Origin of the sequence: Paenibacillus sp. FSL H8-0122 (genome assembly GCF_038005345.1) — a bacterium.
GTDB lineage: Bacteria > Bacillota > Bacilli > Paenibacillales > Paenibacillaceae > Paenibacillus_AQ.
Genome location: NZ_JBBOTB010000001.1, coordinates 5,107,886 through 5,132,191 on the forward strand (window position 1 = coordinate 5,107,886; position 24,306 = coordinate 5,132,191).

The following is a 24,306-nucleotide window of genomic DNA, read 5'->3' on the forward strand; positions in this document are numbered from 1 at the left end:
TACATTTGGACCAGGCACCCACTCAGCGATCGTCCCTACAAAGGCAGAGCGTAATACTGCGCCCGCTGGCTCTCATCCTGCTGGTACAGGACGATCAGCAGCGTGCGGCCTTCGCTTGCCCCAGGATGCGGATCGTTATGGACCGCCCCAGCCTCGGCCTCAGCCACTGCTACCGCAAGCTCCGCCGATTCTCCTTCAGCCGCTACTCCACGAAGCTCCCGGCCGTCTCCGGCATCGGCACCAGCCTCAGGCTGTGCCCCTGCCTCAGCGCCAAGCTCCCCGTCATAGCGCAGCCCGCTGATCGATTCCAGCACCGGATCGAGCCGGAATGGCAGCTCGTCGAGCACGATGAACTTCTGGAGCTCCCGCTCGCTAAGCCCGGCCTCCGCCAGCTTGGCCGAGATCAGCTCCGGCTGACTGGCGATCTGCTTCAGGTGCTTCGCCCACTCCGCTTTATCAAGCACATCCTCCCACCAGATCTTGCGGGGCTTGTACTTGTGGGCGAGGAAGTAGTCCAGCTTCATCAGGCCGGTGACAATATCCATGGAGGCCGTGCCCCGGTCCGTCAGGAAGTCATGCAGCCGGGTGAACAGATCCTCCAGCTGATGCCCGATCTTCTGCCAGCCCCGCTCTTCCCAATAGTCGCCGAACTCCTGGAAGAAGTCGAACGGGGACGGGAACACATGGCGGATCAGGTACTTGACCGAATGAGCCAGCCGCTGGCTGTTCCAGTACTTCTCCAGCACATCCTCCAGACGCTTGAGCCGGATGATATCGGCGAACGGCATGACATGGCTGCTGAGAATCTCGTACGGCGCATGCTCCATGTACGTGTAGTCATATTTGGCTGCCTGGGCGCGCAGCCCGGTGCCGCGCAGCATTTTGAGGAACCCTAATTGCAGCTCCTCCGGCTCCATGGCAAAGACGTCATTGAAGGTCTTGCGGAAGGTGTCGTAATCCTCCATTGGCAATCCGGCGATCAGATCGAGATGCTGGTCGATGTTGCCGCTGGCCTTGATCTTCATCACAGTGCGCGACAGCTTGGTGAAGTTCTGGCGGCGCTTGACCAGCTCATTCGTCTCGTCATTCGTGGACTGGACGCCGATCTCGAAGCGGAAGACGCCCGGAGGGGCGTTCTGCGCCAGGAAATCCAGCACCTCGGGACGCATAATATCGGCGGTAATCTCGAACTGGAACACGCAGCCCTGATGGTTGTCGATCAGGAACTGGAACATCTCCATCGCATAATTGCGGTTGATATTGAACGTGCGGTCCAGGAACTTGATCACCTTGGCTCCGCCCTCAATCAGATAGAGCAGATCAGACTTCACCCGTTCGATATCATAATAACGCACGCCCACCTCAATGCTGGACAGGCAGAATTGGCAGTTGAAGGGACAGCCCCGGCTCGTCTCAAAATACACAATCCGCTTGCTCAGCTCCGGCAGATCCTCCGCGAAGCGGTGCGGGGTCGGCAGGGTGTTAAGATCGCTTTTGGGACGGGGAGGGTTAACGATCAGCTCTTCGCCCTTGCGGTAAGCCGCACCGTATACGAAATGGTACTTATGTTCATCCCGGATCTCCTGCAGCAGATGGTGGAAGGTCTCTTCCCCGTCACCGTTCACGACAAAGTCCACTCCGGCCTCCCGCTTCATCCAGTAGAGCGGCTCATAGGATACCTCCGGCCCGCCCAGCACAATCTTGACCTCCGGCATGACCTGCTTGAGAATACCGACCAGCTTGATGGTCTCCTCGATGTTCCAGATGTAACAGGAGAAGCCAATCACATCCGGCTGCTTCTGAAAAAGGTCAGACACGATGTTCATCGCGGGATCTTTGATGGTATATTCCGCCAAAAGGATATCCTTGAACTCATGCTCGCTATACGCCTTCAGCAGCCGGATCGCAAGCGACGTGTGAATATATTTGGCATTTAATGTGGCCAGGATGATTCTCATGCCTTATAACCTTCTTTACATGTCATTTTGAAAAAACTCCAGGAAGGCCTTGCCGTACTTCCGGTACTTCACTTCCCCGACACCCTTCACCCTCAGCATCTCCGCTTCCGTCTGCGGACAGACCACGCTCATCTCGCGCAGCGTTGCATCATTGAAAATGATGTACGACGGCACATGCTCGCGCCCCGCCAGCTCGCGGCGGATCAGGCGCAGCTGCTCGAACACCGTCTCGTTGACCGCAGACGGCGAAGTGTCGCGCGAACGGCTGCGGTCCCGCGTGCCGGACGTGACCAGCGTGCGGGCCACGCGCTGATGCACCTGGCGCTGGCCGCGCAGCACCTCGGCTGCCAGCGGCTGCAGCCGGACCACCGGATACTGGCCTTCGGACAAGGCCAGATATCCTTCCGAGATCAGCATATTGATGATCTCGGTAATCTCCTTCTCGCTGCGGCTGGACATAGCGCCGTGGGTCGGCAGCTTCTCGAAGCCGTATTGCAGCACCTTCTGGTTACGCGAGCCCTTCAGTACGGATGAGACCAGCGCCACGCCGTAACGCTCACGCATCCGGTGGATGCAGGAGAAGATCTTCTGCGCTTCAACCGTGATATCGACCAGCTCACGCTCGTCGGTACAGGAGCTGCAGATCCCGCAGTGATCATCGTCATGGCTCTCGCCGAAATAGTCTAGCTGTGCACTGCGCAGGCAGCGGGTAGTGTAGCAGTATTCAATCATCTGCTGGAGCTTGCGGTATTCGTTGGCTTTGCGTTCCGGGTCCTGCGGGTTCTGCTCAATCAGGAATTTCTGGGTCATGATATCCTGCGCACTGAACAGCAGGATACAATCGCTCGGCTCCCCGTCACGCCCGGCACGGCCCGCCTCTTGAACATAGGCCTCCATGTTCTTCGGCATATTGTAATGGATGACATAACGCACGTTAGACTTGTCGATCCCCATCCCGAAGGCATTCGTGGCGACCATGACACGGATATCGTCATAGAGGAAGCCTTCCTGGCTGTCCGCCCGCTCCTGATCGTTCATTCCGGCATGATAGCGCCCGGCGGTGATGCCTGCGGCCTGGAGGCGCTGATAGAGATCATCCACCTCCTTGCGGGTGGCGGCATACACGATACCCGGCTGATGGGCATGCTGAGCCGCGTAATCCAGCACGAACTCGCGCTTGTTCTCTCCGCGCAGCACGGACATCGCCAGGTTGTCGCGGCCAAGTCCGGTCATGAAGACGCCCGGCTCGCGCAGGCGCAGCAGCCGGACCATATCCTCCATGACCTCCGGGGTAGCCGTAGCGGTGAAGGCCGCCAGAATCGGACGCTGCGGCAGCTGCTCCACGAACGGGGACACTGCCAGATAACTGGTGCGGAAGTCATGGCCCCACTGCGAGACGCAGTGTGCCTCATCGACAGCCACGCAGGAGATATTCAGTCCGGCCATCTCCAGGCGGAACCAGTCCAGCTCCAGACGCTCGGGAGCTACATAGAGCAGCTTCAAATCGCCGCGGCGGGCCGCGCGGATGCGCTCATTCACTTCCTTGCCGCTCAGGGTGCTGTTGATATAAGCAGCGGGAATCCCTGCGGTCGTCAGAGCATCCACCTGATCCTTCATCAGGGAGATCAGCGGTGAGACGACCAGGGTAAGCCCCCGCTGCAGCAGCGCCGGAACCTGATAACAGATGGACTTACCGCCTCCGGTAGGCAGAATGCCCAGCGTATCGCGGCCTTCCAGCAGATTGTTCACAATTTTTTTCTGGCCGTCCCGGAAATCGGGATAACCGTAATATTTTTGCAGCTCGGCCTGGGCCTGCTCCATTAATGATCCTTGCATCTCCATATCTCTTCATACTCCTTAAGGCTTTCTACCTTTTAGTTTACCGGGCAACCGGCTGCCAAGCAACCGCCTGAAGCAGATATCATAGCACTCCTTCCGGGCCTTACACATAGAAATTACATAAAAATCTTACGATCAAGCAACACTTTAGATAGATTCATCCATCTGCCCCATGAAGGAGGTCGCCCGTTTGCAAGATTGGAAAGATAAATATGCCTCCTACATAGATAAGCAACAGTCTTCTCCTCCAGAGCCGAAGCCGGCCAGCGGCAGCAGGCTGACAGGAGAGCTGAAGACCGATCTGCCGGAGCTTCAGGCCAGGCTCGGGGAGAACGGCGACCTGGTCGTACGCGACTTCCTGCTCTTCGGGGCTTATCCTGCCGCCATGCTCTTCTTCTCCTCACTCGTGAATATGGAGCAGGTGCGCGAGCATGTATTGAAACCGTTAATGACCCCGCCTCCAGGCCGGCCTGAGGTCCTGGAGAATGCGGGCGGAATGATTCATTACATCTGGAGTACAGCCGTTCAGGTCACTCAAGGCACCACGACTGCCGATCTGTCCGCACTCCCCCAAGCAGCCGTGAAGGGCGAACTGATTCTGCTGATTGACGGGGTTCCCGAGGCGCTCCGCATGGAGATGCGCCAGATTGAGATGCGCGGGGTCGAGCAGCCGCAGACGGAGCAGGTCATCCGCGGGCCCCGTGAAGGCTATGTGGAGAAGCTGGAGAACAACCTCTCCCTGCTGCGCTACCGGCTGCAGAGCACAGACTTCCGGATTGAGATCAGTCCGCTCGGGGAGCGTACCCAGTCAAGGGTGGCTCTATGCTATATAGACAGCGTCACAGACAGCGCTCTGGTGGCTGAAGTCATGCGCAGAATCTCGCTGATTCATACGGACGGCATCCTTGATGCCGGATACATCGAGCAGTTCATCGAAGACCAGCCGCTATCCCCCTTCCCTCAGGTTCAGAGCACTGAGCGGCCGGACAAAACTGTGGCCGCCCTTCTGGAAGGACGGGTCGCCATTCTTGTGGATGGCTCCCCGTTTGCCCTGATTGTTCCCGCCCTCTTCAACCAGTTCTTCCAGACGGTGGATGACTATACGGAACGCTTCATTATGGGCAGCCTGATCCGGATCATCCGGCTGATTGCTTTGGCCTGCTCGCTGTTTTTCCCGGCGTTATATGTGTCTGTCATCTCGTACAACCCCGAGCTGCTGCCTACAGATTTCGCTGTGGCAATCTCGGGCGGCCGGGCGGGTGTGCCGTTTCCGGCTGTTCTGGAGGTGCTGATCATGGAGGTATCTATGGAGGTGCTGCGGGAAGCGACGATCCGCCTGCCGCAGATGATCGGCGGGGCATTATCTATTGTAGGTGTCCTCGTCATCGGACAGGCGGCAGTTGGCGCGGGACTTGCGAGTCCGATCACTGTTGTCATTGTGGCTCTGACGACCATCGGCTCGTTCGCCACTCCGGCCTATAATGCGGCAATCGCCCTGCGGATGCTGCGGTTTCCGCTGATCCTTCTGGCGGGCATGTTCGGCCTCTACGGCGTGATGACAGGTACGATTCTGATTCTGAACCATCTGCTCTACCTGGAGTCCTTCGGAGTTCCCTATATGTCCCCCTACATTCCCGGCAAGTGGCGTGATCTGAAGGATACGCTGGTGCGGGTGCCGCTCTGGTGGATGCGCCGCCGCCCCAGCTTCCTGCATGCCCGGGATACGGACAGACTGCCCCGCAGCGTGCCAGCCGCAGAGATTGATCAGATTCTCAGGCAGGGAGATGAGACCGATGAATAATCCGCGCCAGATTACGAGTCTGCGCGCAGCAGCCGTGATCAGCAGCACCATTATCGGAGTGGGCATCCTCAGCTTCCCGCGCTATATGACCGAAGCAGGCAACAGCAGCGCTCCGCTTGTTGCATTCTGCGGCGTACTTTTCTCCTTCATCAGCTACTGGCTGCTGGCCTCCCTGTGCCAGCGGTTTCCGCAGGAGACCCTGTTTGTGTTCAGCCGCCGCCTGATCGGACGCCCGCTTGCTGCTATTTTCACTGTGGTGATTATGCTGCTGTTCATTGTACTCACCGGCCTCACTGTACGCCAGTTCGGGGATGTCGCCACAACCGTGCTGTACAAAAAAACACCGATCGAAGCAACCATCTTCCTGATGCTGCTCATCAGTCTGCTGTCCTCCAGGCGCAACGTTGTGAAGTTCTCCTATATTCACTTCTTCTATCTGCCGCTGATTGTCGGCTCTATTCTGGTCACCATTCTGCTCTCGCTCAAAAATGTGGAGATGCTCAATCTGCAGCCTGTCCTGATGGCTCCCAGCCTCCAGTTCTGGAAAGGGGCGCGGGAGGCCACCTATCTGTTCCAAAGCTCCTTCGTCATCGTGCTGCTGATTCCATTCATGGAGAAGCCTGGGCATGCCGTCCGTGCGGGGGCCTGGGCCATCTTCCTGTCGGGTGCAATCTACGTCCTGATCGTCATTGCCTCTGTAGGGATATTCGGTGCCGAGGAGACCAAGCTGCTGATCTACCCTACTCTGGAGATGGCCCGTTCGGCGGCCTTTGGCGAAGGATTCCTGGAGCGGCTGGATGCTATCTTCATTATTATCTGGGTCATCTCTGTCTACACGACGATCTACACTACTTATTACATCTCTGCCTATCTGCTGCACAAGCTGCTGCGATTCCGCGATCAGCGGATGGCCTCCACGGTCCTGCTGCCGGTGATGTTCATCCTGGCCATGCTGCCCTCCAATGTGTTCGAATCTTACCGGTGGGCCCTTCACCTCGGCAATGCCGGCATGATGCTGATGTTCGGCTATCCTCTGCTGTTATGGACGGTCTATCTGCTCAGACGCCACAAGAAGAAGGTGACCTCATGAAAATACAGCTTCCGCGCACGCTCGCCCTGCTCCTGCTGCTCACTATAGCCGCCCCGCTGCTCAGCGGATGCTGGGATCAGGTGGAGATTGAGGACCGCGCGCTGGTTCTCGGCTTATCCATTGACAAGATCCCTGCAGACGATACGCAAAAAGAAGACCGGGTGACTCACATCCATGATAACTCTCTGCCTACGGAGATGATCAGTGTCACCGCTCAGATTGCCGTCCCGGGCAGAGTCCCGCTGGGCCCCGGTACCGGCGGCAGCGCAGGGGAAGGCAAGACCAGTCCTGTCTGGGTAGTCAGCGTGCGCGGCATCTCGCTCGATGACGCCATGAATAATCTGCAGCAGCAGATTGCCGACCCGCGTTATCTGGTTCACCTGCGGATCATCATCATCAGCGAGGAGATTGCCCGGGGCAGCCTTGCCGAGCTGAATGATTATCTGCGGCGCAACCCGGAAATCCGGCGCAGAACCTGGCTGCTCGTCTCCGAGGGCCGTGCTTCGGCATTTATGGATGTGAATCCGCCGCTGCAGCGCGTGCCTACGCTCTATATTTTGTCCATGATGGAGAAATCGGTCTCTTCCGGCAAGTTCCCCCGCGACTATATCGGCACCTTCTGGTCAGCGGACTCCAAGTGGGGACAAAGCGCCTATCTGCCTTATGTCGCACTGCGCAACAGGGACAATATTCTGATTAAAGGGCTGGCTTATTTCAGCGGCGGCAAGATGGCGGGCAAGACTGCCCCTATAGAAATCGGCGGGTTCATGGCGATGCAAGGGATGGACCCCGGCGGCTATTCCACTCTGCTCCCTACGCAGGAGCTCGGGATTGTCATGACCAAGATCAATGAACGCTTCACCCGGACCCGGAGCTATATCAAGGACGGCAAGCCCTGTTTGTCCTATGAGATCTTCCTGGAGGGGGATTTGGACGAGCATTACAGCAGCGATGTTCCCGTCAATTCCCCACAGAAGCTGCATGAGATCGAGCGGGAGTTCGAGCAGCAGATTCAGACGGTGCTGACCGGACTGGTGAAGCAGACCCAGCAGGACCACTCTGATATTTTTGGCATGGGCGAACAGATCAGAAGCCATCATCCCGCCTACTGGAGGGAGCATATCCGCGGCAAAAACGACTGGGAGAGCCTGTACAGCAGTGTTGGTGTAGATATCAGACTGACCCTGCATATCCGCAGAGTAGGCCTCAAGCATGATTAAGTACCAGCCTGTGCAGGTAACCGCCTATGGAGGAGGAAGCGTATGATCCGATTGCTGGGAAGTCTAGCCGGGATGCTGTTGTTCTCGGCCATGCTCCTGCTGGTTGTGGATATACGAATTTACAGTAACCGGGGCTGGCTCCGGGAGAAAAAGTACGCAAAGGTCATAGCCTGGAGCTATATCCTGCTCTCCCTGATGATCTGTATCGGCCTGCTCCTCTATATCTAGCTGCCCGCTTCCCTTCCGTAGTATTTCTTCACGGCCCATGGTATATTGAGGAGTAACCTATTAAAGGACGGAGAATGCGGTCATGAATACAAGAAGAACCAGAAATCAGGGGAACAGAACCTCTAACCATAAACAGGGAGCAAGATCCGGGGCCCCTGCCAAGCCGGCAGCTGCACCCAAATCCTATACGGTAGCGGAGCCTGCGGAGCTGCTTGCTTGGCTGCTGAAGACGATTACGAACAAGGGGCGCAACTCGATCAAATCCATGCTCTCCCGCGGGCAGGTTGCTGTGAACGGCAAGCCGGTGACGAAGCACAACCATCAGCTCCATCCCGGACAGACCGTGACGATTGACCAGGAGAAGCCTGCCGAAGCCAAGGAGCTGCTCGGGCTGACCATTGTCCATGAGGATGACGATATTATCGTGATTCAGAAGGATGCGGGGCTCCTGTCCATCGCAACCGGAGAAGATAATGAACTGACGGCTTACCGCCAGCTGATGGAGCATGTCCGCCTGAGCAACCCAAAGAACCGCGTCTATGTCGTGCACCGGCTGGACCGTGATACCTCGGGTGTCATGATGTTTGCCCGCAGCGAGGCGATTCAGCAGTCCCTTCAGAACAGCTGGAAGGAGACCGTCAAGGAACGCTCCTACGTGGCTCTGGTGGAAGGTGCCGTTAAGAAATCCGAAGGCACGATCAGCTCCTGGCTGAAGGAGACCTCCACGCTGAAGATGTACTCCAGTCCGCATGAGGGAGACGGGCTGCATGCCGTAACCCGCTATAAGCTGATCCAGGCGAACCGCCACTTCTCCCTGCTGGAGGTGCATCTGGAGACCGGACGGAAGAATCAGATCCGTGTCCACATGGCCGACATCGGCCATCCGATTGCCGGGGACAAGAAGTACGGCGCAGAGACCAAGGCGGTCGGCCGTCTCGGCCTGCATGCCCGAGTGCTCTCGTTCGTTCATCCGACCACAGGCGAAATCCTGACGTTTGAGAGCGCGATTCCGAAGACTTTTCTGAAATACACGGCACCGGCACCTACGAACTAATTCCTAAGCTGTGCGTGCCGGCAGCAGATCATAATATAATATAGAGAAACGAATAGAAGGTGCTGCTCTTGTTCCACCCTACTGTTTTTGACAATATCAAAATCGCTCTGGAGAACCAGATCTACGACTACGATAATCTGGATGGGGTTCTGGTTGTAACAGACCGGTCCGATTCTCTCAATCTCGCGCTGATGTCGCGTGAATTCAGCCTTGCGTTCAAGCTGACCGAAGGCTTTAACGTAACGTCCGAGATTCTGCTGCAATCCACAGTGAAGGACCTCAGCGATGAGATTCTGGAGACACCGGGCAGCGATCCGGGGTGCAGTCTTTTCTTACGCTTTTATATGGAGATAGAAGATGTGAATGTGCAGTGCCCGGCGATTGAAGAGATTCTGACCCGAATCTGGGGACCCGAATTCCAGCCTGTGCAATCGCTCAGCTTCCGCTATGGACAGACGGACGATACGTACAATAACTGTGTTGAACTGCAATTCAAACGGCAAATTACCGAGGAGCAAATGGAAGACCTTCCGAACCTCCTGAAGTTCATGCTGCAGAGCGCAGAGGAACTGGAAGAGGTATAACGCTATACATGGGGTGAGCTGATAATGAATTTCCTGCCTCCTGCCCGGACGGGCCGCTGGCTGGTATGGTCTGCCGGTTACGCGCTGCTGCTGTGGCTATTGCTGATTCTGCACCGGTATATGTGGTTAGGTGAGCCTTTCAACTTTATTCTTGCCCTACGCTGGGCCATCCTTGCCCTTGTCATCTCCGGTATAGTCAACGGGTTCGGCTGGTTGGGTGCGCAGCTTGTGTGGATCTTCTCAACCGCTGGAACTGTGGCGGGGCTCTTCCTGATGTACCTGTACACTTACCGTGAGATGTCGGGCTTCGAGGATCTTGCGGGCTTTCTTTCCTTCGGCCTGTTTACAGCAGGCGGCTTCGCTCTGGGTCTGATCGCCGAGGGCGGCCGGCTGCTGATACACTATTGGCGCACACGCTGATTCCTGTTAGGAGCTGATGACCCTTATGTCCAATTCCCTGCTCACCAAAAATGCGCTCGCCCGCTCGCTCAAAGACCTGATGGCCCATCATCCGCTGAACAAAATCTCCGTTCGGCATCTGGTCGAGGATTGCGGCGTGAACCGGCAGACCTTTTATTATCATTTTCAGGATATCTATGATCTGCTGGGCTGGATCTACAGGACGGAGGCTGTCGAGAGCATTGCCGAGTACCGCAGCTACAGCACGTGGACAGACGGATTCTACCGGATATTCTGCTATATTGAGAATAATAAGGCGTTCTGCTGCAATACGCTGGACTCCCTCGGACGGACGCATCTGGATGCTTATCTGTATGAGGTGACGAATGATCTCGTCATGGGCGTCATCAACGAGCTGGCCGCCGGACTGGATGTCGGAACGCCGGATAAGCAGTTCATCGCTAACTTTTACACACTGGCCTTCACCGGACTGGTCATTCAATGGATGCAGGACGGGATGAAGGAGCAGCCGGAGCAGATGATCGGGAAGCTGAGCGTCCTGATTGAAGGGAACTTTCTGAAGGCGCTGCATAAATATGAGAACATTGTGTCGTAACCTTAGGGCTGCGGCTTTTTTTCTGCTCAAAAATGTTACACTTTGTTCCATATGTCCAAATTTTATACAGATCAAGTGCTTTGATGATACCCTCCAGGGCGGGACTGGATTACACTCGGTTCAGGTCCAGTATTCAAGCAAACCTATGGAGGCGGTAATCAGTGAAAAAAGAGTACGGTAACGAGCAGGTATATTTCGTAGGCGGTGGCATTGCTTCCCTTGCGGGTGCAGCCTATCTGGTTAGAGACTGCGGTTTTCCCGGACAGAACATTCACATTATTGAAGAAATGAAGATCCTTGGCGGCAGCAATGACGGAGCCGGCGATGCAGAGCATGGATATGTCATTCGCGGCGGCCGGATGCTGAACGATGAGACCTATGAGAATCTGTGGGAGCTATTAAATACCATTCCGTCCATTGACCAGCCGGGGCTGACGCTGCGGGAAGAAATCATTCAATTCGACGAATCCAATCCGACCCGCGGCCAGGCCCGGCTAATCAACAGCAAGGGTGAGGTTCAGGATGTCACCTCCATGGGCTTCGATATGGCAGACCGCCTGGCCCTGGGCAAGCTGGTCATTACCCCGGAATCAGCCATGGGCACCTTGCGGATTAACGACTGGTTCGGGCCGCATTTCTTCACGACGAACTTCTGGTACATGTGGGCAACGACCTTTGCTTTCCAGCCTTGGCATAGTGCGGTTGAGTTCAAGCGTTATATGCTCCGCTTCATGCACGAATTCCCGAGAATTCAAACGCTTGAAGGCGTAACCCGCACCCCATATAACCAATATGATTCCATTATTCTGCCGCTGCATCAATATCTGGAGCCGCTGGGCGTAGATTTCAACTTGAAATGTACGGTCACTGATCTGGAATTCAAAGAAAGCGACGGCATCACAGTGACCGGGATGAAGGTCATCCGCGATGGCGTGGAGGACACGATCCAGGTTCATGAAGACGACCGCGTCATTGTGACTAACGGCTCGATGACCGAAGGCGCAAGCCTCGGATCAATGACCTCTGCTCCCGGGCTGAACGGTAAGGGCAGCTCGTGGAAGCTGTGGGAGAATATCGCCGCGAAGAAGCCGGGTCTCGGCAATCCCTCCTCCTTCAACGATCATGTGGATGAATCCAAATGGGAATCCTTCACGGTGACCTTCCAGGACTCGAAGTTCTTCGACCTTATGGAGAAGTTCACCCGCAACCGGGCCGGAACCGGCGCACTGGTCACCTTCAAGGATTCCAGCTGGCTGATGTCTGTCGTGCTGGCCTTTCAGCCGCATTTCCGCAACCAGCCGGAGCATGTCAGGGTCTTCTGGGGATATGGCCTCTACCCTGACAAGGTGGGCGATTATGTACACAAAAAAATGTGCGACTGTACCGGCGAGGAGATTATGGAGGAGCTGATCGGACATCTGCACTTCGAGGCGCATAAGGAAGAGATCATGGCTACCGCCAACTGTATTCCTTGCATGATGCCGTATATCACCTCCCAGTTCATGCCGCGCCTGAACAGCGACCGGCCGCAGGTGGTGCCTGAAGGCTCAACCAACCTGGCCTTTATCGGCCAATACTGCGAGATCCCGGACGATATCGTTTTCACGGAAGAATATTCAGTCCGTGCCGCCCGCATCGCTGTCTACACCCTGTTCGGCCTGAACCGTCCGGTGGAGCCGATCAATGCGTACCAGAACGATGTCCGCACACTGTTCTCCAGTCTGGTGACCTCGTTCCGGTAACGGAATGATTCGGTTTCCCGCTCCAGGCCAGTGGTCTTTGTAAGGAACAAAAACCCCCGCTGCAGGAATTTCATGCGGCGGGGGTTTGGTGCGTCCATTTGTTGCAGACTTGCCAGTCCGCCACGCCGCTCCAAATGGCCTTTTGTCGCAATTAGCGGAACTGTAGTCCGTAACCAGAATCGTTCGTCCAGGCACAGCATGGTGCTACAGTTAACTCAAGCTTGCACCTGATCGTAATCAGATGCTGCAAGAACCGTCATCGCAGCCGTCAGCAGACGGTGCAGCCCCGGACTTCGGCTGGCCGACCACCTGAAGCTCTGGACCCTTCTGTTCCTCCGCCCATACCGTGTCCAGCACTTCAGTAAAGACCGGACCCGGCTGCGCACCGGATACGGCGTACTTATTATTGAAGACGAAGAACGGAACGCCGGTGATGTTCAGCTGCCGGGCAGCTTCAATGTCAGCCTCGACCCGGTCGCCGTAAGCCTCACTGTCGAGTACTGCAGCCACTTCAGCCTGATCCAGTCCAGCCTCCGCAGCCAGCTCAGCCAGCACTTTACGGTCACCCACATTCAGTGAATCGGTGAAATAAGCACGCAGCAGCCGTTCGGTCATCTGCGGAGCCTTGCCCTGAGTAGCGGCATAGTGGCTCAAGCGGTGAGCGTCAAAGGTATTCGTGGACTGAATCGTATCGAAATTGAACTCCAGACCTACACCCTGCGCCTGCTCGGCCAGCTGTGCGTTCATCTCCTTGGCCTTGTCACGGGTCATGCCGTATTTGCCGGCCAGCAGCTCATGGATATCTCTCGTCTCATCGGTGCGTGCATTCGGGTCCAGCTGGAAGCTGCGGAACACGACCTCCACTTGGTCACGGCCGGGGAATTGGCTCAGCGCGTGCTCCAGCCGTCTTTTGCCGATATAGCAGAACGGGCAGGCATAATCAGACCATATATCTATTCTCATGGGAATTCCTCCTGAATGGTAATGTTATTGGTATTGCAATTTACTTACTATTATATAGTTAAAAACCGAAAATTACAAACAAACTTTCTGAACGGCCCCTTCCCATTGAATGTCCCGTACACTCTCTTCCCTGCTGGCTTCCTTGAGAAAAGTAAACGAAAGAGGTATATACGTATGCCCGGCCGGGCAGGTAAAATTAGAGCAACTAATTCAAAGCGGACGGTCTATGGCGTCCCGAAAGGAGTCAGCGGCATGCATGACCTGTCTATAGTCATCCCCACTCGTAACCGGATCAGCGATCTGACTCTCTGCATTGAATCCATCGGTGCCCAGACCGGGCTGGAGAATGTCTCCATCGAACTGCTGATCGTGGACGACGGTGAGATCGAAGAGCGGGTGCTGGATGATTTCCGTGAGGTGCTCGGGCGTCTTCCAGATGCCAGCCTGCGTTATTACCGCAAAACCAAGCCCGGCGTCTGGCTCTCCCGCTACGAGGCCCTGGGTCTTATCGACGGGGAGATTCTGCTCAGCTTCGATGACGATGCGGAGCTGGACGATCCGCTCTATATCCGCCGGATGCTCGATACCTACGCCTCAGATCCGTCCATTGTCGGGGTAGGCGGAATCGCCAAGGGTCTCTCCAGCAGTAAATCAGGCAAGCTGCTTGGCCGGCTGACCTGCCAAATGTCGGCTTCGCCAGGCAGACTGTCGGCCAGTACACTGGCCGGTTCTCTGCTGCTGTGGGGGGAGACGGAGAATATTTTTGAGACGGATTTCTTCCATGGCTGCAACATGTCCTTCCGCAGCTCAGCGCTGCAGGACATGAAGCCGTACCCCTGGATGACCAGCTACGCGGTGGCGGACGATATCTATATGTGCCATCTGGCAAGCAGATACGGCAAGCTGGTGATTAACCCGGAGCTGAAAATCATGCACCATGAATCGCCCAGCTCGCGCGACAAGGCAGGCCGGGTCGCCCGGGCGACAGCAGTCAATCATTATTATCTGCTGAATCTGCGCAAAGCACCCGTGAAGAATTATGCGGCGCTGCTCTGGACACTGACCTATCTGACGGCAAAAGCTACCCTGAAACGGAATTTCAATGCCGTCTCAGGCTACACCAGCGGCATTCTGTTCGTGCTTAATCCCCGCAAGAATAAATACAGGGAATTCATGCTTGACTAAGCACAGAATTCCGCGCTACCCAGAAGTCCTGAGCCACAAGCTGAAACGCCGTCCTGTTCATGAACGGTACAAAAAGGGTGTCACCGGAAGCAGCTTCGTGCTGCCACGGTGACACCCTTTTCTACCCGCTCGATTCTTAAGCCGTATAGCCAAAGCCCAGGATGGTGAAGCTCTTGTCCTGATCCTCCGGTGCCATCCAGATCTCCACCACATGCTCCTCGCTCTGCTCATTGTTGTATAGAATCACAGCGTTGCAGTGCGTCCAGCTATTCACATGCGGATCTGCCGTCAGAACCAGCTTGCCGTCCACATAGACCTCCGCCTTGCCTACATCCGGGCTGCCCGAATCCTTGAAGACCAGGATCAGATTCTTGCTGGTAATTGTCAGCCTGAAGCGATCCTCACCAGACGCAGCCGTGTGCATCCAGTTATGCGGGAATTGCGGGGTGCCGAACGGGTTGGCATCCAGCTCCACCTGCTGCAGCTCCTCATCCGTGCCGTGGAAGCCGCCAGCTTCAATAGCAATCGCAGTACCTGCGCTGCCCAGATCACTTATACGGTCCAGCAGCCGGACATGGGCAAAATCATTGCCGAGCACAGGCGGTCCCGCCAGAGTAACCTGCTCTTCTTCATCCATTCCCGCCCGGGCAGTTTCGGAGAAAAGGTAGCCCAGGGAGTCCGCCATTACGCGGTGCCCATCATTCGTGGGGTGATAGATATCGTAGAAGAATTGCCGTTTGGAGATGATATTTCCTTCGGCCTTGCTCAGCCGGAACTGCTCTGTTACTGCATCTTTGACACTAACCATAGGGAGATTATAGCGTCTGCCTACCGGGGAGAGGCGGTCCTGCAGGTTCCAGTCATTCACGAAGACACTGAACAGCAGAATGACGGCAGGCTGGTTCGGCGCAGACAGAATTTTGAGACAAAGACTCTCGAAGCAGTTGCCCTTCGTCTCGTCCCCTTCATCATTCACGGCAAATTCCACCACTACGATGTCGGGAGCGGCTGTACCATCCCTCAGCACATCCCGCTCATAGCGGATCATCCCAAGCTCAGAGGGCGTCCCGCCAACCCCGGCCTTGATGAAATGAATATTCTCTCCACCCTCCTTGCCGAATAGCTCCTTAAATCTCAAGTACGACTGATAGGCATAGCATTCTGTATGAATGGGCTTAGCTCCGGCCCCCTGTGTGATGGACCCGCCAATATAAGCAATCGTCACATCTTCGCCGCTAGCAGCCTTGTCCATAGCCCGCTTCAGCCGCCGGTTATTGCCCGCATACAGCAGAGACTTCGCAATCATCGCGCGGTAAGCAGATGAATCGAAGTCTACGGAAGGTTCCGCTGTCAGCTCAGGCGCCGTGTACCCGTCATTCAGGTAGAGAACGATGCTCGCTGTCGCCAGTTCCCCCTCGTTGTTGAATTCAAAGGCATATTTGCCGGGAGCCACATCCTCCTCAGACCACTCATGCTCCTCCAGCTTCACTAGGATTTCCGTTCCATCGCCCGGGCAGGGGACCCGCAGCTGCGTGCCGGTCTCATACTTGCTGGTTCTGCCCCAATTCTGCATAAGAAAAGTGACTGCTGCCCCTTCTTCCGCCGTCTTCACGGACACTCCAATGCTGTGCACCAGCTTGCGGAAGCCGCTCCAGTCTCTAAGCATCGCCAGCATCTGCTCATCCGTGACCCCGCCTATGTATTTGGCCTTATCGATCAGATAATTGCCTTCCAGATAGACCTCCTGCGAGGGCTTGCCCTCCGCCCGGGCGGTTGCCTCAACCGCCGTCTCGAACATGACGAAGAAGCCGTTACGGCGCTCCACTGGATCTTGGGGTGCCGCCGGACCCTCCTGCCCGCCAAGCCCGATACCGCTGTTATACTCTTCCATAACCATCAGCCTCACTTTGTCTGAAGGCGCTCTCATCCATCTGGAACAGGACAGCAGTCCCCCGCCGCCATGCCAGCTCTAGACTTCAGCTGCGCCATAATCGTCTTCATTAACGCTTTCATTATAGCCCGGGGTGCCGGAACAGCTCAACGTACAATCTGAAGCTCTGTTTAGTCATTACAACAATTCGCTAGTTTGCCTCTATTGCAGCATTCCGGTGGAGATGAACAGAATCATATGCTCTTTGATCTTGTCCTGATCCAGCGGCTCATGGGATTTGTTCCATTCCGTGGTCAGCGCCAGATACATCCGCAGAATCATAAACGCCGCCACATTGGCATCGCAAGGCTTCACTTCTCCGCTCCCGATGGCCTCCCCGATCTGCTGCTGCAGGAAGTCCAGCGCGTAGCCCTCCATCCGCTTCACTCCTTCGAGCGCCTGGGCCGTACCGATATCCCGTACCTCCTGGGCCAGCTTGACGAACAGCTCATGGTCCAGGCGGAATTCCAGAATGGAGTCCAGCAGATTAAGCAGCTTATGCACGAAGGAAGTTTGCTGCGCAGCCACACGGTTCAGCACCGATGTTAATTCGGAGGTGGCCTTGTCCAGAATTTCCTCGAACAGTTCTTCCTTGGTTTTGAAAAAGGTATAGATCGTGCCTTTGCCCACATTGGCAATTCTGGATACCTGATCCATCGTCGTAGCCTTATAGCCAAATTGAACAAAGGACAGGGTGGCTGCCTGCAGGATTAATGCTTTACGGTCAATGGACATGGGTAACACTCCATTCTCTAGAATACATATTGACTAGAATTTATTTCCGGTCATTAATTATCACCCAATTTACCACGCCACCGGGAAGAAGACAATATTTTCATCAAAATATCACCGGATTCGGCACCCGGCAAGCTGCTCTTCTGCACAAAATGTCACCAAATGAGTATCCATTGCCGTTCTTTCTGGGGTATGATAGTAAAGATGCAACCACGAAACTAATTGTATGGATGGTGGAATATGTCTGAAATCAAAAAAACAGCTAAGAACAAAAAAACCGTTGTCATTCTGGCCGCTCTAGTCGTTGTTATCGCTGCGGCTGTGGTAATCTGGCTTACAATGGGCAACAAGAGTGAAGACAGCCCTACTGCTACCGGAACCCCTGGCGCTACTGCCTCCAAAGACGGCGATACGAAATCCCTGGAGCAGACGTTTTATATTTATGATACGGTCGTCACTATCAAGGTGTTCGGCGATACGGTGGAACAGAAGAATATGGATGACATTCAGGCTATGCTGGAACGGATGGATATTGAGTTCAGCCGCACCAAGACGAACGGGGAATTGTACGCGGTGAATCAAGCCGCCGGCAAAGAAGCCGTAGCTGTGTCTGATGAAACGCTGGATATCGTGAAGCTCTCCCTCAAATATGCTGAGGAAATGGACGGGCTGTATGATCCGACGGTTGGCCCGCTTGTGGATCTATGGGCGATCGGCGAAGGCGGGGAGCATGTGCCTGACCAGGCGGCGATCGACAAGGCCCGGAGTCTGGTCAATTACAAGGATGTAATTGTCGATGAGGCTGCGAAGACGGTCAAGCTGGCCAAAGAGGGTATGGTGCTGGACATGGGCGGAATCGGCAAAGGCTATGCGGCTGACCGGATCGCCGACTATCTCAAGGCTCAGGGCCTGAACAGCGCGATGATCAATCTCGGCGGCAGCAGCATTATCGCCCTTGGCAACAAGCCAAACGGCTCCCAGTGGAATATCGGCCTGCAGGACCCCGATCAGAGCCGGGGCACCCAGCTGGGCACGATTAAGATTACCGATGAGGTCATTGATGCTTCCGGGGTGTATGAGCGCTTCTTCATGCAGGACGGGGTGCGTTACCACCATATCCTCGATCCGCGTACAGGCTTCCCTTCCCAGAACGGATTGAAGAGCATCACCATTATGAGTCCGAATGCAACCGATGCGGATGCACTGTCTACCGGTGTGTTCCTGATGGGCCTTGAAGACGGCATGAAGTATCTTGAGGCACTGCCGGAGAAGGTGGAGGCCTTCTTCATTACAGACGACAACAAGATCTATGCCACCTCTGAGCTGAAGAAACGGCTGAATCTGACCGATTCGACTTATAGCTTCGCTAATTAGCAGAGCTTAGTGCTGATGCGGCTAAGTAGCTTCCAGGTAAAATACAAAACAAGGTGCCTTCCACTCACGGAGGGCACCTTTTCTGTATGAATATCATACCAGCGGCAGCTCGCTGAACTCCTTATAATTCGTGAAAATATAGCTCGGCGCATGAGCCGTGCCCGGCTTCCGCCCGCGCGGATTGTACCAGCACACCTGCCAGCCTGCTGTAAGCGCGCCGACCACATCGTTGGCCCAGGTATCGCCCACATAAAGGCTGTTCTCCGGTGCCGTTCCCGTCACCCTGTTGACATGAGCGAAGATAGCCGGGTCCGGCTTCGCCAGACCGACTGCATCCGAGATGAAGATCATCTCCGGGGGAATGATCCGGTCGATGCCCAGCCCGCGCAGCTTGCCCATCTGGTGCTCCTGCGGGCCGTTGGTGATAATGCCTACCGGATGGCCCTGGCTAATGAAGCGCTGCAGTTGCTCCGCTACGCCTTCAATCATCTCAATCGTGTACTGGCGGGCAATATAGGAGGCCTGTATCTGCACCGCCTGCTCCCGGTTGAGCGGCAACCCGTACTCGGCAAAAGCCAGCTCCAGCCGCAGCACCCGCGTCTCCTCCAGCTCCATTTCCCCGCGCAGATACTTCGGCCACAGCAGGTCACTGTGATGCCGTACAGTATAGAACAGCTCCGCGTAATCCAGCTTGCCCTCATCAGGTGCCAGTACCTCACGAACGGCTTCCCTGAACGGGACCAGATGGTCATACAGCGTATCATCCAGATCAAAAAACACAGCCAGCTTACTGCTTGTCTCCACCACTATAAGTCTCCTAACTATATCTTCAGAAATATAAATGATAAGTATAAAAGCTCTCGTCCCGCTCATAACCTTGGGCTTCGTATAGTCGCTGTGCATCTGTATTGGTGATCATGGTAGACAGCGTCAGCCCCTTCGCACCTGTTCCCTGCGCGTATCCCTTCACGCCTTCAAGCAGTAGCGAACCCAATCCTTGCCCGCGCTGCTCCTGCGTCACGAACAGATCGTTCAGAATCCATACGGGCTGAACCGTGATGGAAGAGAACGAGGGATACAGCTGCGCCAGCCCATAGATCCGTCTGTCCTCTCCCTCACCGGCAACGGCCATGAAGACAACCGATTCCTCATGTTGCAGCCTTGCCGTCAGGAACTCCCGGGCAGCTTCCAGGTCCGAGGCTTGGCCGTAGAAGCTGCGATATTCATCAAATACCGGCGCAAGCTCCTCCACATCCTCAAGACCCGCCCGTTCAAACCGAAAATTCAGCATAGCTGCGCCCCCTTATTCCCTGGAATCGTAAAAGACATGACGGGCCGTGATTTTACCATCTTCAATATCCATCAGGCCGAAGGAATACTGCTTCTCCCGGCGTTTGTCCGTTGGCGATCCGGGGTTGAACAGCAGAATCCCGTTCTCCCGGCGCATCAGCGGCTGATGGGAATGCCCGAAGAGGATGCAATCTACGTCCTGGCCTTCAAAAGCGAGCAGCGCATTACCATCCGTACCCTTGCGGGAATACGGAGCGTGTCCGTGAATCATTCCGATGCGCATGCCTTCAAGCGTAAGGATCTTGCTCTCGCCGAACCGCTCAATAATCTCATAGCCATCGTTGTTCCCGGCAATCCCCTCTACCGGAGCAAGCTCGGCGAGCATATCGTAAATCTCCGGCGACACCCAGTCACCCAAATGCAGAATGATATCCACCTGACGGAATTCTTCTATAAGCACGGACGGCAGCCCTTTGGCCCGGCTTGAGAGATGTGTATCCGAGACCACTCCAATCTTCATCTGCATCCACTCCCTGTTCCTATTGTCACCCTAACCGGCATTCCAAACCGCAAATGGCCGAGAAGCGCTGTAAACTGCGACTCTCAGCCATTTCATGTTCAAAGCCCAGGTTTACGTTCTTTCATTGTACGATGCCCTAAAGAGGGAATGCAAGCGGGAGGCCCGGCTTCCCCTTGGCCGGCTAGGCGGCTTTTCTTCTGCATACGCGAACCTTGCAGTACACGGCGGCTCCTGCCCAATCTCCTATTGTAGTCCTCACTCCCTCCAGTTCCAAAGCCGTACTTCCCCTACCTGGAGGTGGCTTACCCATGAAGCCTCGCGCAGCTTCAGCAGCTCCTTGACCGGTCCGGTGACAACGGCTCCATAGAGCTTCACTCCGTTCTGCTCCAGATAGGCCACGGAGGTGTCTAACTGGTTGATATACACCGCTCTGCCTGCGAGTGTCTGATGCTGCTGCAGCAGCTTAAGGGTCTTGATAAAGTTGGCATCCCGCAGCGCACCGCTCCCGTATTCTTCAACAGAAGGCGATACACTGCTGTAGCTTGATACGGAGCTGAACCAGCCTGTTTTTTCCTTGGTAACTTGGGTTGTCTTCATATCGTCCTTGTGCCACATGGGCTGATAGGGAAAGCCAAGCGGATATACAACCACATCGTCATTCCTCGTTGAAGGTCCGGTATCGGCACCGAACCAGACAGGCTGAAGGTTCAGCGGCTCCAACTGCTTCAGGAGTTCATCTGTGGTATATAAATGGCCGAGTGACAGAAACGCCTCAGCAACCGTACCTTCAGGAAGCTTCGCCAGCCTCTTCCACTGGTCATTATCATCCCCTCCAACGGCGCCGCCCTCCTCAGACGGATAATAGAACACTTTTCCAGACCCATTCCGCTCATCCGTCCAATTAAACTCACCAATATTGGCCAGGCCCAGATGGAGATCCTGGGTATAGCTGCCCACCTGAATGCTCTCGCTGCCCACCTGCTTCAGCAGATTCCCGGATAACTCCAGCCGGAAAAAATAATGCGCATCCGATGAAAGGCGCACCGTGGTGTTAGGGCGGGTAACGGCAATCGCTGATTCTACCACATCACGGTAAGTGTCGCCGCGGTCTCCGGTGTTGTAGAAGACTATTGTGATAATGCTGCTAATGACCGTAAAGATCAGGAACGCCGAAAATACAGTAAGTGTATTGTTAATCCGCGCCTTCCATTTGCCCCGGCGAATAACGGACTTCTCTCTTCGCTTCTTCTTCGCCTTTTTGAACCCTGGAGCTGCGCTTCCTTGCGCATCCGTCTTGGTCCAACTCCCGGTAGCCTGCCCGTCCTGCTCCTCCCGTTCCATCTGCTCCTCCAGATACTGCTGATACGCCTCAAGCTTCACAAGCTCGCTCTCGAGCTCCTCACGCTCTTCCTCCGGTAGGGTGCCCTCGCTATATTGGCGCAGCTTCTCTTTGAATTCCTCACTCATGCTCATTCCTCCTCCGATCCGCCTCACGCAGCTTCTGCCTGGCGCGGAATACGAGTATCTTGTATTGGGACAAGCCCACCTCCATAATGTCAGCGGCTTCCTTATAGCTCAGCCCGTGCACATCGTGCAGCAGCAGGGCATGGCGCTGCCCCTCCGGCAACAGGCTAAGTGCCCGCGCCGCTTCCTCCCAGCGTTCCTGCTTCAGCAGAGTGCCCTCCGTTGTCTCCGGGTGGGGCAGGCTGCTGAAATAAGCGCCTTCCTTCGCCACACTCCGCTTCTCCTTGCGCGTATAATCCACGAATGCATTATACGCGACCCGGAACAGCCACGGCTTCACCCGTTCCTCCCGGCAATCCTCCAGATACAGATACGCCCGGTAAAAGGTATCCTGCATCAAATCTTCGGCCGCATGATGGTCCTCGCAGAGGGAGCGCAGATAACGGTAGATGTCGTTAACATATTGTTCATATAGTTCATCCAGCGAATTCGGCTCCATCTCCTCCCCCCTTACTCCATCCACGTATGAGAATGCGAAAAGTTACACCTCTGTACGAAATTTCCTGAAATCATCCATTTTGTTCGCAAGCAAAATCCTTCTTCCCCGGAGGGGCGGTGGTGCGGGATCCGCTAGGGTGCAATGGGCCGAGGTGCGATGGTGCGGGGTGCGATGGTGCGGGGGAGCGAACCCCGCCACTCCCGTTGCGGACTGGAGATCCCTTATTTGGCCGGAACACAGCATTTCGCATGCCTGGCGGACTCAGATGTCGTTAAGTCCCCTCTCCGGCCTCCGTTTACGCTCCACAATACAATATAGGGGCTCCTGAGTCCGATACGAGCAGAAAAGGCGTCTTTTTCGCCAAATAACGTCCTCTGTGTCCGCATAACTCCCCAGATGACCCCGAAACCTCTAATTTGTAAACACCGAAGGCTAGCAGCCAGCAACGGCGGAGGAGCCCAAATTCAGCACAAAGGGAGCCTCCCGGCCCCCTCAGCTACTTGCTATTCTGCCCCGTTCCCCGGCGGTTCAATAAAAACCGATGCTGGACGAAGCATCCTTCATCCATTCCCGTTTGCGGCCCTTGTCCAGCTCGCCGCGCATGCCGCGCACAAGAAGCTCCACATCTGCCGTGCCGTTCTCATGCCATTCCAGTGCGGCACTGACATACAGCTCGCCGAGCTGGGTCAGGGAGAAATCCCCGGTCAGACGCGCAGCGGTGGCCGTGCCTTCCTCACCTGCGAAGGCGGAGAAGCCGCGCAGCTGCAGATATTCAAGGCGCAGCGCCTCGCTTGGCATCTTGATCTCATAGGCCCGGTCGAAGCGCCCGGCGCGGTTCATGAGACCCGGGTCGATTTTATCCGGATAATTGGTCGTACCGATCAGGAAGATCCCCTCCTTGGAGGTGGCCCCGTCCAGCGTGTTCAGGAAGAAGGAGCGCACCTCCTGCGGCATGGAGTCGATATCCTCAATCACCAGCACCATCGGCGCCAGCCGGGCCGCAGCCTCGAACACCTCATTCACCGATTCGCTGCTCGTATACTCCGTAATCTGCCAATAGAGCACCGGTCCCGGCACGCTTCCGGCAATGGATTTGACCAGGGTGGTCTTGCCGTTGCCCGGATGCCCGTAGAGCAGAATCCCCCGCTTGTACGGGATATCGTAGGTGACATAGAAGCTGCGGTCGCTGTCGAAGAACTGGTCGAGCGAGCGGTAGATCTCTTTTTTGATCGCAGCGTCCAAAATCACCTCTTCGCGCCTAACCGCACGCGTAATCGGCTCATCCTCCCGGGAAATTCCGTTGCGCCGGTCGGTGAACACCGTCACCTTGTTGATATTCTGCTCCCGCTGACGCTTGCGCACATTACCAAGGAAGAACTGCAATTGCTGATCCGATGCGGCAAATACATAATCCTGAAAGTTAATCCCGTTCTCCTGAAACACCGGAACCCGCGCCAGCGCAATGCCCATCGCCGGATAAGCGAGCACATTATTACGGACCGACAGATGGATATGATACTCCGGCTGCTCCTTCTCATCATCGAACACGAAGGTCCGGTCCTCCAGGCGGTCAAAAATCCGCGCCACATGCTCCACTCCGGCATTCCCGCTCTGCACATCGTTCTCCAGCAGCTTCCAGTACTCACTGTTGGGATCATCGCTGGCATACAGCTCGTAACGGACACCGTAGCGGGTGTAGAGGGCTTCAAGGATGCCGTCCACCAGACGGGCGTACACATCATAGCCTTTGATAATGCCGGCTCTCTCTTCATCATATTCATAGATTACAGCCGGTTTCTTGTTCTCCTGCTCCAT

At 55.6% G+C, this 24,306-nt stretch carries 22 protein-coding genes; 11 read left to right on the top strand and 11 right to left on the bottom strand.

The annotated features are described in order from the left end of the window. Positions 1 to 35: 35 nt before the first annotated feature. Both NSS64_RS21960 and recQ read right to left on the bottom strand, forming a co-directional pair. A complete protein-coding gene (locus NSS64_RS21960) occupies positions 36 to 1,958 on the bottom strand; it encodes a B12-binding domain-containing radical SAM protein (RefSeq protein ID WP_341141509.1) in 1,923 nt (640 codons plus the stop codon). A 15-nt stretch (positions 1,959 to 1,973) separates the two neighbouring features. Beyond that, on the bottom strand, positions 1,974 to 3,800 hold the full coding sequence (gene recQ, locus NSS64_RS21965) for a DNA helicase RecQ (RefSeq protein WP_341141510.1): 1,827 nt from the start codon (positions 3,798 to 3,800) through the stop codon (positions 1,974 to 1,976). A 187-nt stretch (positions 3,801 to 3,987) separates the two neighbouring features. Between recQ and NSS64_RS21970 the strand changes: the two genes are divergently transcribed. The 9 genes from NSS64_RS21970 (at position 3,988) to NSS64_RS22010 (ending at position 12,531) form a co-directional block, all read left to right on the top strand. Next, positions 3,988 to 5,598: a spore germination protein gene (locus NSS64_RS21970; RefSeq protein WP_341141511.1), complete on the top strand. Its 1,611-nt coding sequence runs from the start codon at positions 3,988 to 3,990 to the stop codon at positions 5,596 to 5,598. Then, a complete protein-coding gene (locus tag NSS64_RS21975; protein WP_341141512.1) occupies positions 5,591 to 6,688 on the top strand; it encodes a GerAB/ArcD/ProY family transporter in 1,098 nt (365 codons plus the stop codon). Before NSS64_RS21970 ends, NSS64_RS21975 begins: the two co-directional genes overlap by 8 nt. Next, positions 6,685 to 7,908: a Ger(x)C family spore germination protein gene (locus tag NSS64_RS21980; protein WP_341141513.1), complete on the top strand. Its 1,224-nt coding sequence runs from the start codon at positions 6,685 to 6,687 to the stop codon at positions 7,906 to 7,908. Before NSS64_RS21975 ends, NSS64_RS21980 begins: the two co-directional genes overlap by 4 nt. Positions 7,909 to 7,950: 42 nt before the next feature. Next, the gene (locus tag NSS64_RS21985) at positions 7,951 to 8,136 is read left to right on the top strand and encodes a CLC_0170 family protein (RefSeq protein ID WP_341141514.1); all 186 of its coding nucleotides are present in this window, start codon (positions 7,951 to 7,953) and stop codon (positions 8,134 to 8,136) included. Positions 8,137 to 8,218: 82 nt separating this feature from the next. Next, a complete protein-coding gene (locus NSS64_RS21990) occupies positions 8,219 to 9,190 on the top strand; it encodes an RluA family pseudouridine synthase (protein ID WP_341141515.1) in 972 nt (323 codons plus the stop codon). A gap of 59 nt (positions 9,191 to 9,249) precedes the next feature. Continuing rightward, positions 9,250 to 9,774 (top strand): hypothetical protein, encoded by a 525-nt coding sequence (locus tag NSS64_RS21995; RefSeq protein WP_340943329.1) that lies wholly within the window; start codon positions 9,250 to 9,252, stop codon positions 9,772 to 9,774. 24 nt (positions 9,775 to 9,798) lie between these two features. Beyond that, positions 9,799 to 10,194, top strand: coding sequence for a hypothetical protein (locus NSS64_RS22000; protein WP_341141516.1), 396 nt, complete (start codon positions 9,799 to 9,801; stop codon positions 10,192 to 10,194). Positions 10,195 to 10,219: 25 nt separating this feature from the next. Then, positions 10,220 to 10,789, top strand: a complete 570-nt coding sequence (locus NSS64_RS22005) for a TetR/AcrR family transcriptional regulator (RefSeq protein WP_341141517.1) — start codon at positions 10,220 to 10,222, stop codon at positions 10,787 to 10,789. 161 nt (positions 10,790 to 10,950) lie between these two features. Continuing rightward, positions 10,951 to 12,531 (top strand): oleate hydratase, encoded by a 1,581-nt coding sequence (locus NSS64_RS22010; protein WP_341141518.1) that lies wholly within the window; start codon positions 10,951 to 10,953, stop codon positions 12,529 to 12,531. Between the two features lie 237 nt (positions 12,532 to 12,768). Here NSS64_RS22010 and NSS64_RS22015 read toward each other — a convergent pair whose 3' ends face one another. Further along, positions 12,769 to 13,494 carry a DsbA family oxidoreductase gene (locus NSS64_RS22015; RefSeq protein ID WP_340943334.1) on the bottom strand — a complete coding sequence of 242 codons (726 nt, stop codon included), beginning with the start codon at positions 13,492 to 13,494 and terminating at the stop codon, positions 12,769 to 12,771. A 252-nt stretch (positions 13,495 to 13,746) separates the two neighbouring features. On the opposite strand from NSS64_RS22015, the gene NSS64_RS22020 reads away from it, so the two are divergent. Further along, the gene (locus NSS64_RS22020; RefSeq protein ID WP_341141519.1) at positions 13,747 to 14,679 is read left to right on the top strand and encodes a glycosyltransferase family 2 protein; all 933 of its coding nucleotides are present in this window, start codon (positions 13,747 to 13,749) and stop codon (positions 14,677 to 14,679) included. Between the two features lie 136 nt (positions 14,680 to 14,815). Here the strand turns inward: NSS64_RS22020 and NSS64_RS22025 are convergent, their stop codons facing one another. After that, the gene (locus NSS64_RS22025) at positions 14,816 to 16,570 is read right to left on the bottom strand and encodes an SGNH/GDSL hydrolase family protein (RefSeq protein ID WP_341141520.1); all 1,755 of its coding nucleotides are present in this window, start codon (positions 16,568 to 16,570) and stop codon (positions 14,816 to 14,818) included. A 201-nt stretch (positions 16,571 to 16,771) separates the two neighbouring features. Next, the gene (locus NSS64_RS22030) at positions 16,772 to 17,344 is read right to left on the bottom strand and encodes a TetR/AcrR family transcriptional regulator (RefSeq protein WP_341141521.1); all 573 of its coding nucleotides are present in this window, start codon (positions 17,342 to 17,344) and stop codon (positions 16,772 to 16,774) included. Between the two features lie 240 nt (positions 17,345 to 17,584). On the opposite strand from NSS64_RS22030, the gene NSS64_RS22035 reads away from it, so the two are divergent. Further along, positions 17,585 to 18,718, top strand: a complete 1,134-nt coding sequence (locus tag NSS64_RS22035) for an FAD:protein FMN transferase (protein WP_341141522.1) — start codon at positions 17,585 to 17,587, stop codon at positions 18,716 to 18,718. A gap of 93 nt (positions 18,719 to 18,811) precedes the next feature. Here the strand turns inward: NSS64_RS22035 and NSS64_RS22040 are convergent, their stop codons facing one another. From NSS64_RS22040 to NSS64_RS22065, 6 genes are all read right to left on the bottom strand, one after another. After that, positions 18,812 to 19,522: an HAD family hydrolase gene (locus tag NSS64_RS22040; protein ID WP_341141523.1), complete on the bottom strand. Its 711-nt coding sequence runs from the start codon at positions 19,520 to 19,522 to the stop codon at positions 18,812 to 18,814. 25 nt (positions 19,523 to 19,547) lie between these two features. After that, positions 19,548 to 20,009 (bottom strand): GNAT family N-acetyltransferase, encoded by a 462-nt coding sequence (locus tag NSS64_RS22045; RefSeq protein ID WP_341141524.1) that lies wholly within the window; start codon positions 20,007 to 20,009, stop codon positions 19,548 to 19,550. A gap of 12 nt (positions 20,010 to 20,021) precedes the next feature. Continuing rightward, the gene (locus NSS64_RS22050; RefSeq protein WP_340943346.1) at positions 20,022 to 20,528 is read right to left on the bottom strand and encodes a metallophosphoesterase family protein; all 507 of its coding nucleotides are present in this window, start codon (positions 20,526 to 20,528) and stop codon (positions 20,022 to 20,024) included. Between the two features lie 255 nt (positions 20,529 to 20,783). Further along, complete coding sequence (locus tag NSS64_RS22055; protein WP_340943349.1) at positions 20,784 to 21,995, bottom strand: anti-sigma factor; 1,212 nt, start codon at positions 21,993 to 21,995, stop codon at positions 20,784 to 20,786. Further along, on the bottom strand, positions 21,988 to 22,491 hold the full coding sequence (locus NSS64_RS22060; protein WP_341141525.1) for a sigma-70 family RNA polymerase sigma factor: 504 nt from the start codon (positions 22,489 to 22,491) through the stop codon (positions 21,988 to 21,990). Before NSS64_RS22060 ends, NSS64_RS22055 begins: the two co-directional genes overlap by 8 nt. Positions 22,492 to 23,019: 528 nt before the next feature. Further along, the gene (locus NSS64_RS22065; protein ID WP_340943353.1) at positions 23,020 to 24,306 is read right to left on the bottom strand and encodes an ATP-binding protein; all 1,287 of its coding nucleotides are present in this window, start codon (positions 24,304 to 24,306) and stop codon (positions 23,020 to 23,022) included.

What these genes read in the sequence shown, in the direction of transcription:
- NSS64_RS22055 (WP_340943349.1), bottom strand. Translation starts at nt 21,995, where the DNA reads ATGAGTGAGGAATTCAAAGAGAAGCTGCGCCAATATAGCGAGGGCACC.
- NSS64_RS21990 (WP_341141515.1), top strand. Translation starts at nt 8,219, where the DNA reads ATGAATACAAGAAGAACCAGAAATCAGGGGAACAGAACCTCTAACCAT.
- NSS64_RS22045 (WP_341141524.1), bottom strand. Translation starts at nt 20,009, where the DNA reads ATGCTGAATTTTCGGTTTGAACGGGCGGGTCTTGAGGATGTGGAGGAG.
- NSS64_RS21960 (WP_341141509.1), bottom strand. Translation starts at nt 1,958, where the DNA reads ATGAGAATCATCCTGGCCACATTAAATGCCAAATATATTCACACGTCG.
- NSS64_RS22030 (WP_341141521.1), bottom strand. Translation starts at nt 17,344, where the DNA reads ATGTCCATTGACCGTAAAGCATTAATCCTGCAGGCAGCCACCCTGTCC.
- NSS64_RS21985 (WP_341141514.1), top strand. Translation starts at nt 7,951, where the DNA reads ATGATCCGATTGCTGGGAAGTCTAGCCGGGATGCTGTTGTTCTCGGCC.
- NSS64_RS22020 (WP_341141519.1), top strand. Translation starts at nt 13,747, where the DNA reads ATGCATGACCTGTCTATAGTCATCCCCACTCGTAACCGGATCAGCGAT.
- NSS64_RS21980 (WP_341141513.1), top strand. Translation starts at nt 6,685, where the DNA reads ATGAAAATACAGCTTCCGCGCACGCTCGCCCTGCTCCTGCTGCTCACT.
- NSS64_RS22005 (WP_341141517.1), top strand. Translation starts at nt 10,220, where the DNA reads ATGTCCAATTCCCTGCTCACCAAAAATGCGCTCGCCCGCTCGCTCAAA.
- NSS64_RS22060 (WP_341141525.1), bottom strand. Translation starts at nt 22,491, where the DNA reads ATGGAGCCGAATTCGCTGGATGAACTATATGAACAATATGTTAACGAC.
- recQ (WP_341141510.1), bottom strand. Translation starts at nt 3,800, where the DNA reads ATGGAGATGCAAGGATCATTAATGGAGCAGGCCCAGGCCGAGCTGCAA.
- NSS64_RS22065 (WP_340943353.1), bottom strand. Translation starts at nt 24,306, where the DNA reads ATGGAGCAGGAGAACAAGAAACCGGCTGTAATCTATGAATATGATGAA.
- NSS64_RS22025 (WP_341141520.1), bottom strand. Translation starts at nt 16,570, where the DNA reads ATGGAAGAGTATAACAGCGGTATCGGGCTTGGCGGGCAGGAGGGTCCG.
- NSS64_RS22035 (WP_341141522.1), top strand. Translation starts at nt 17,585, where the DNA reads ATGTCTGAAATCAAAAAAACAGCTAAGAACAAAAAAACCGTTGTCATT.
- NSS64_RS22050 (WP_340943346.1), bottom strand. Translation starts at nt 20,528, where the DNA reads ATGAAGATTGGAGTGGTCTCGGATACACATCTCTCAAGCCGGGCCAAA.
- NSS64_RS21975 (WP_341141512.1), top strand. Translation starts at nt 5,591, where the DNA reads ATGAATAATCCGCGCCAGATTACGAGTCTGCGCGCAGCAGCCGTGATC.
- NSS64_RS22000 (WP_341141516.1), top strand. Translation starts at nt 9,799, where the DNA reads ATGAATTTCCTGCCTCCTGCCCGGACGGGCCGCTGGCTGGTATGGTCT.
- NSS64_RS22015 (WP_340943334.1), bottom strand. Translation starts at nt 13,494, where the DNA reads ATGAGAATAGATATATGGTCTGATTATGCCTGCCCGTTCTGCTATATC.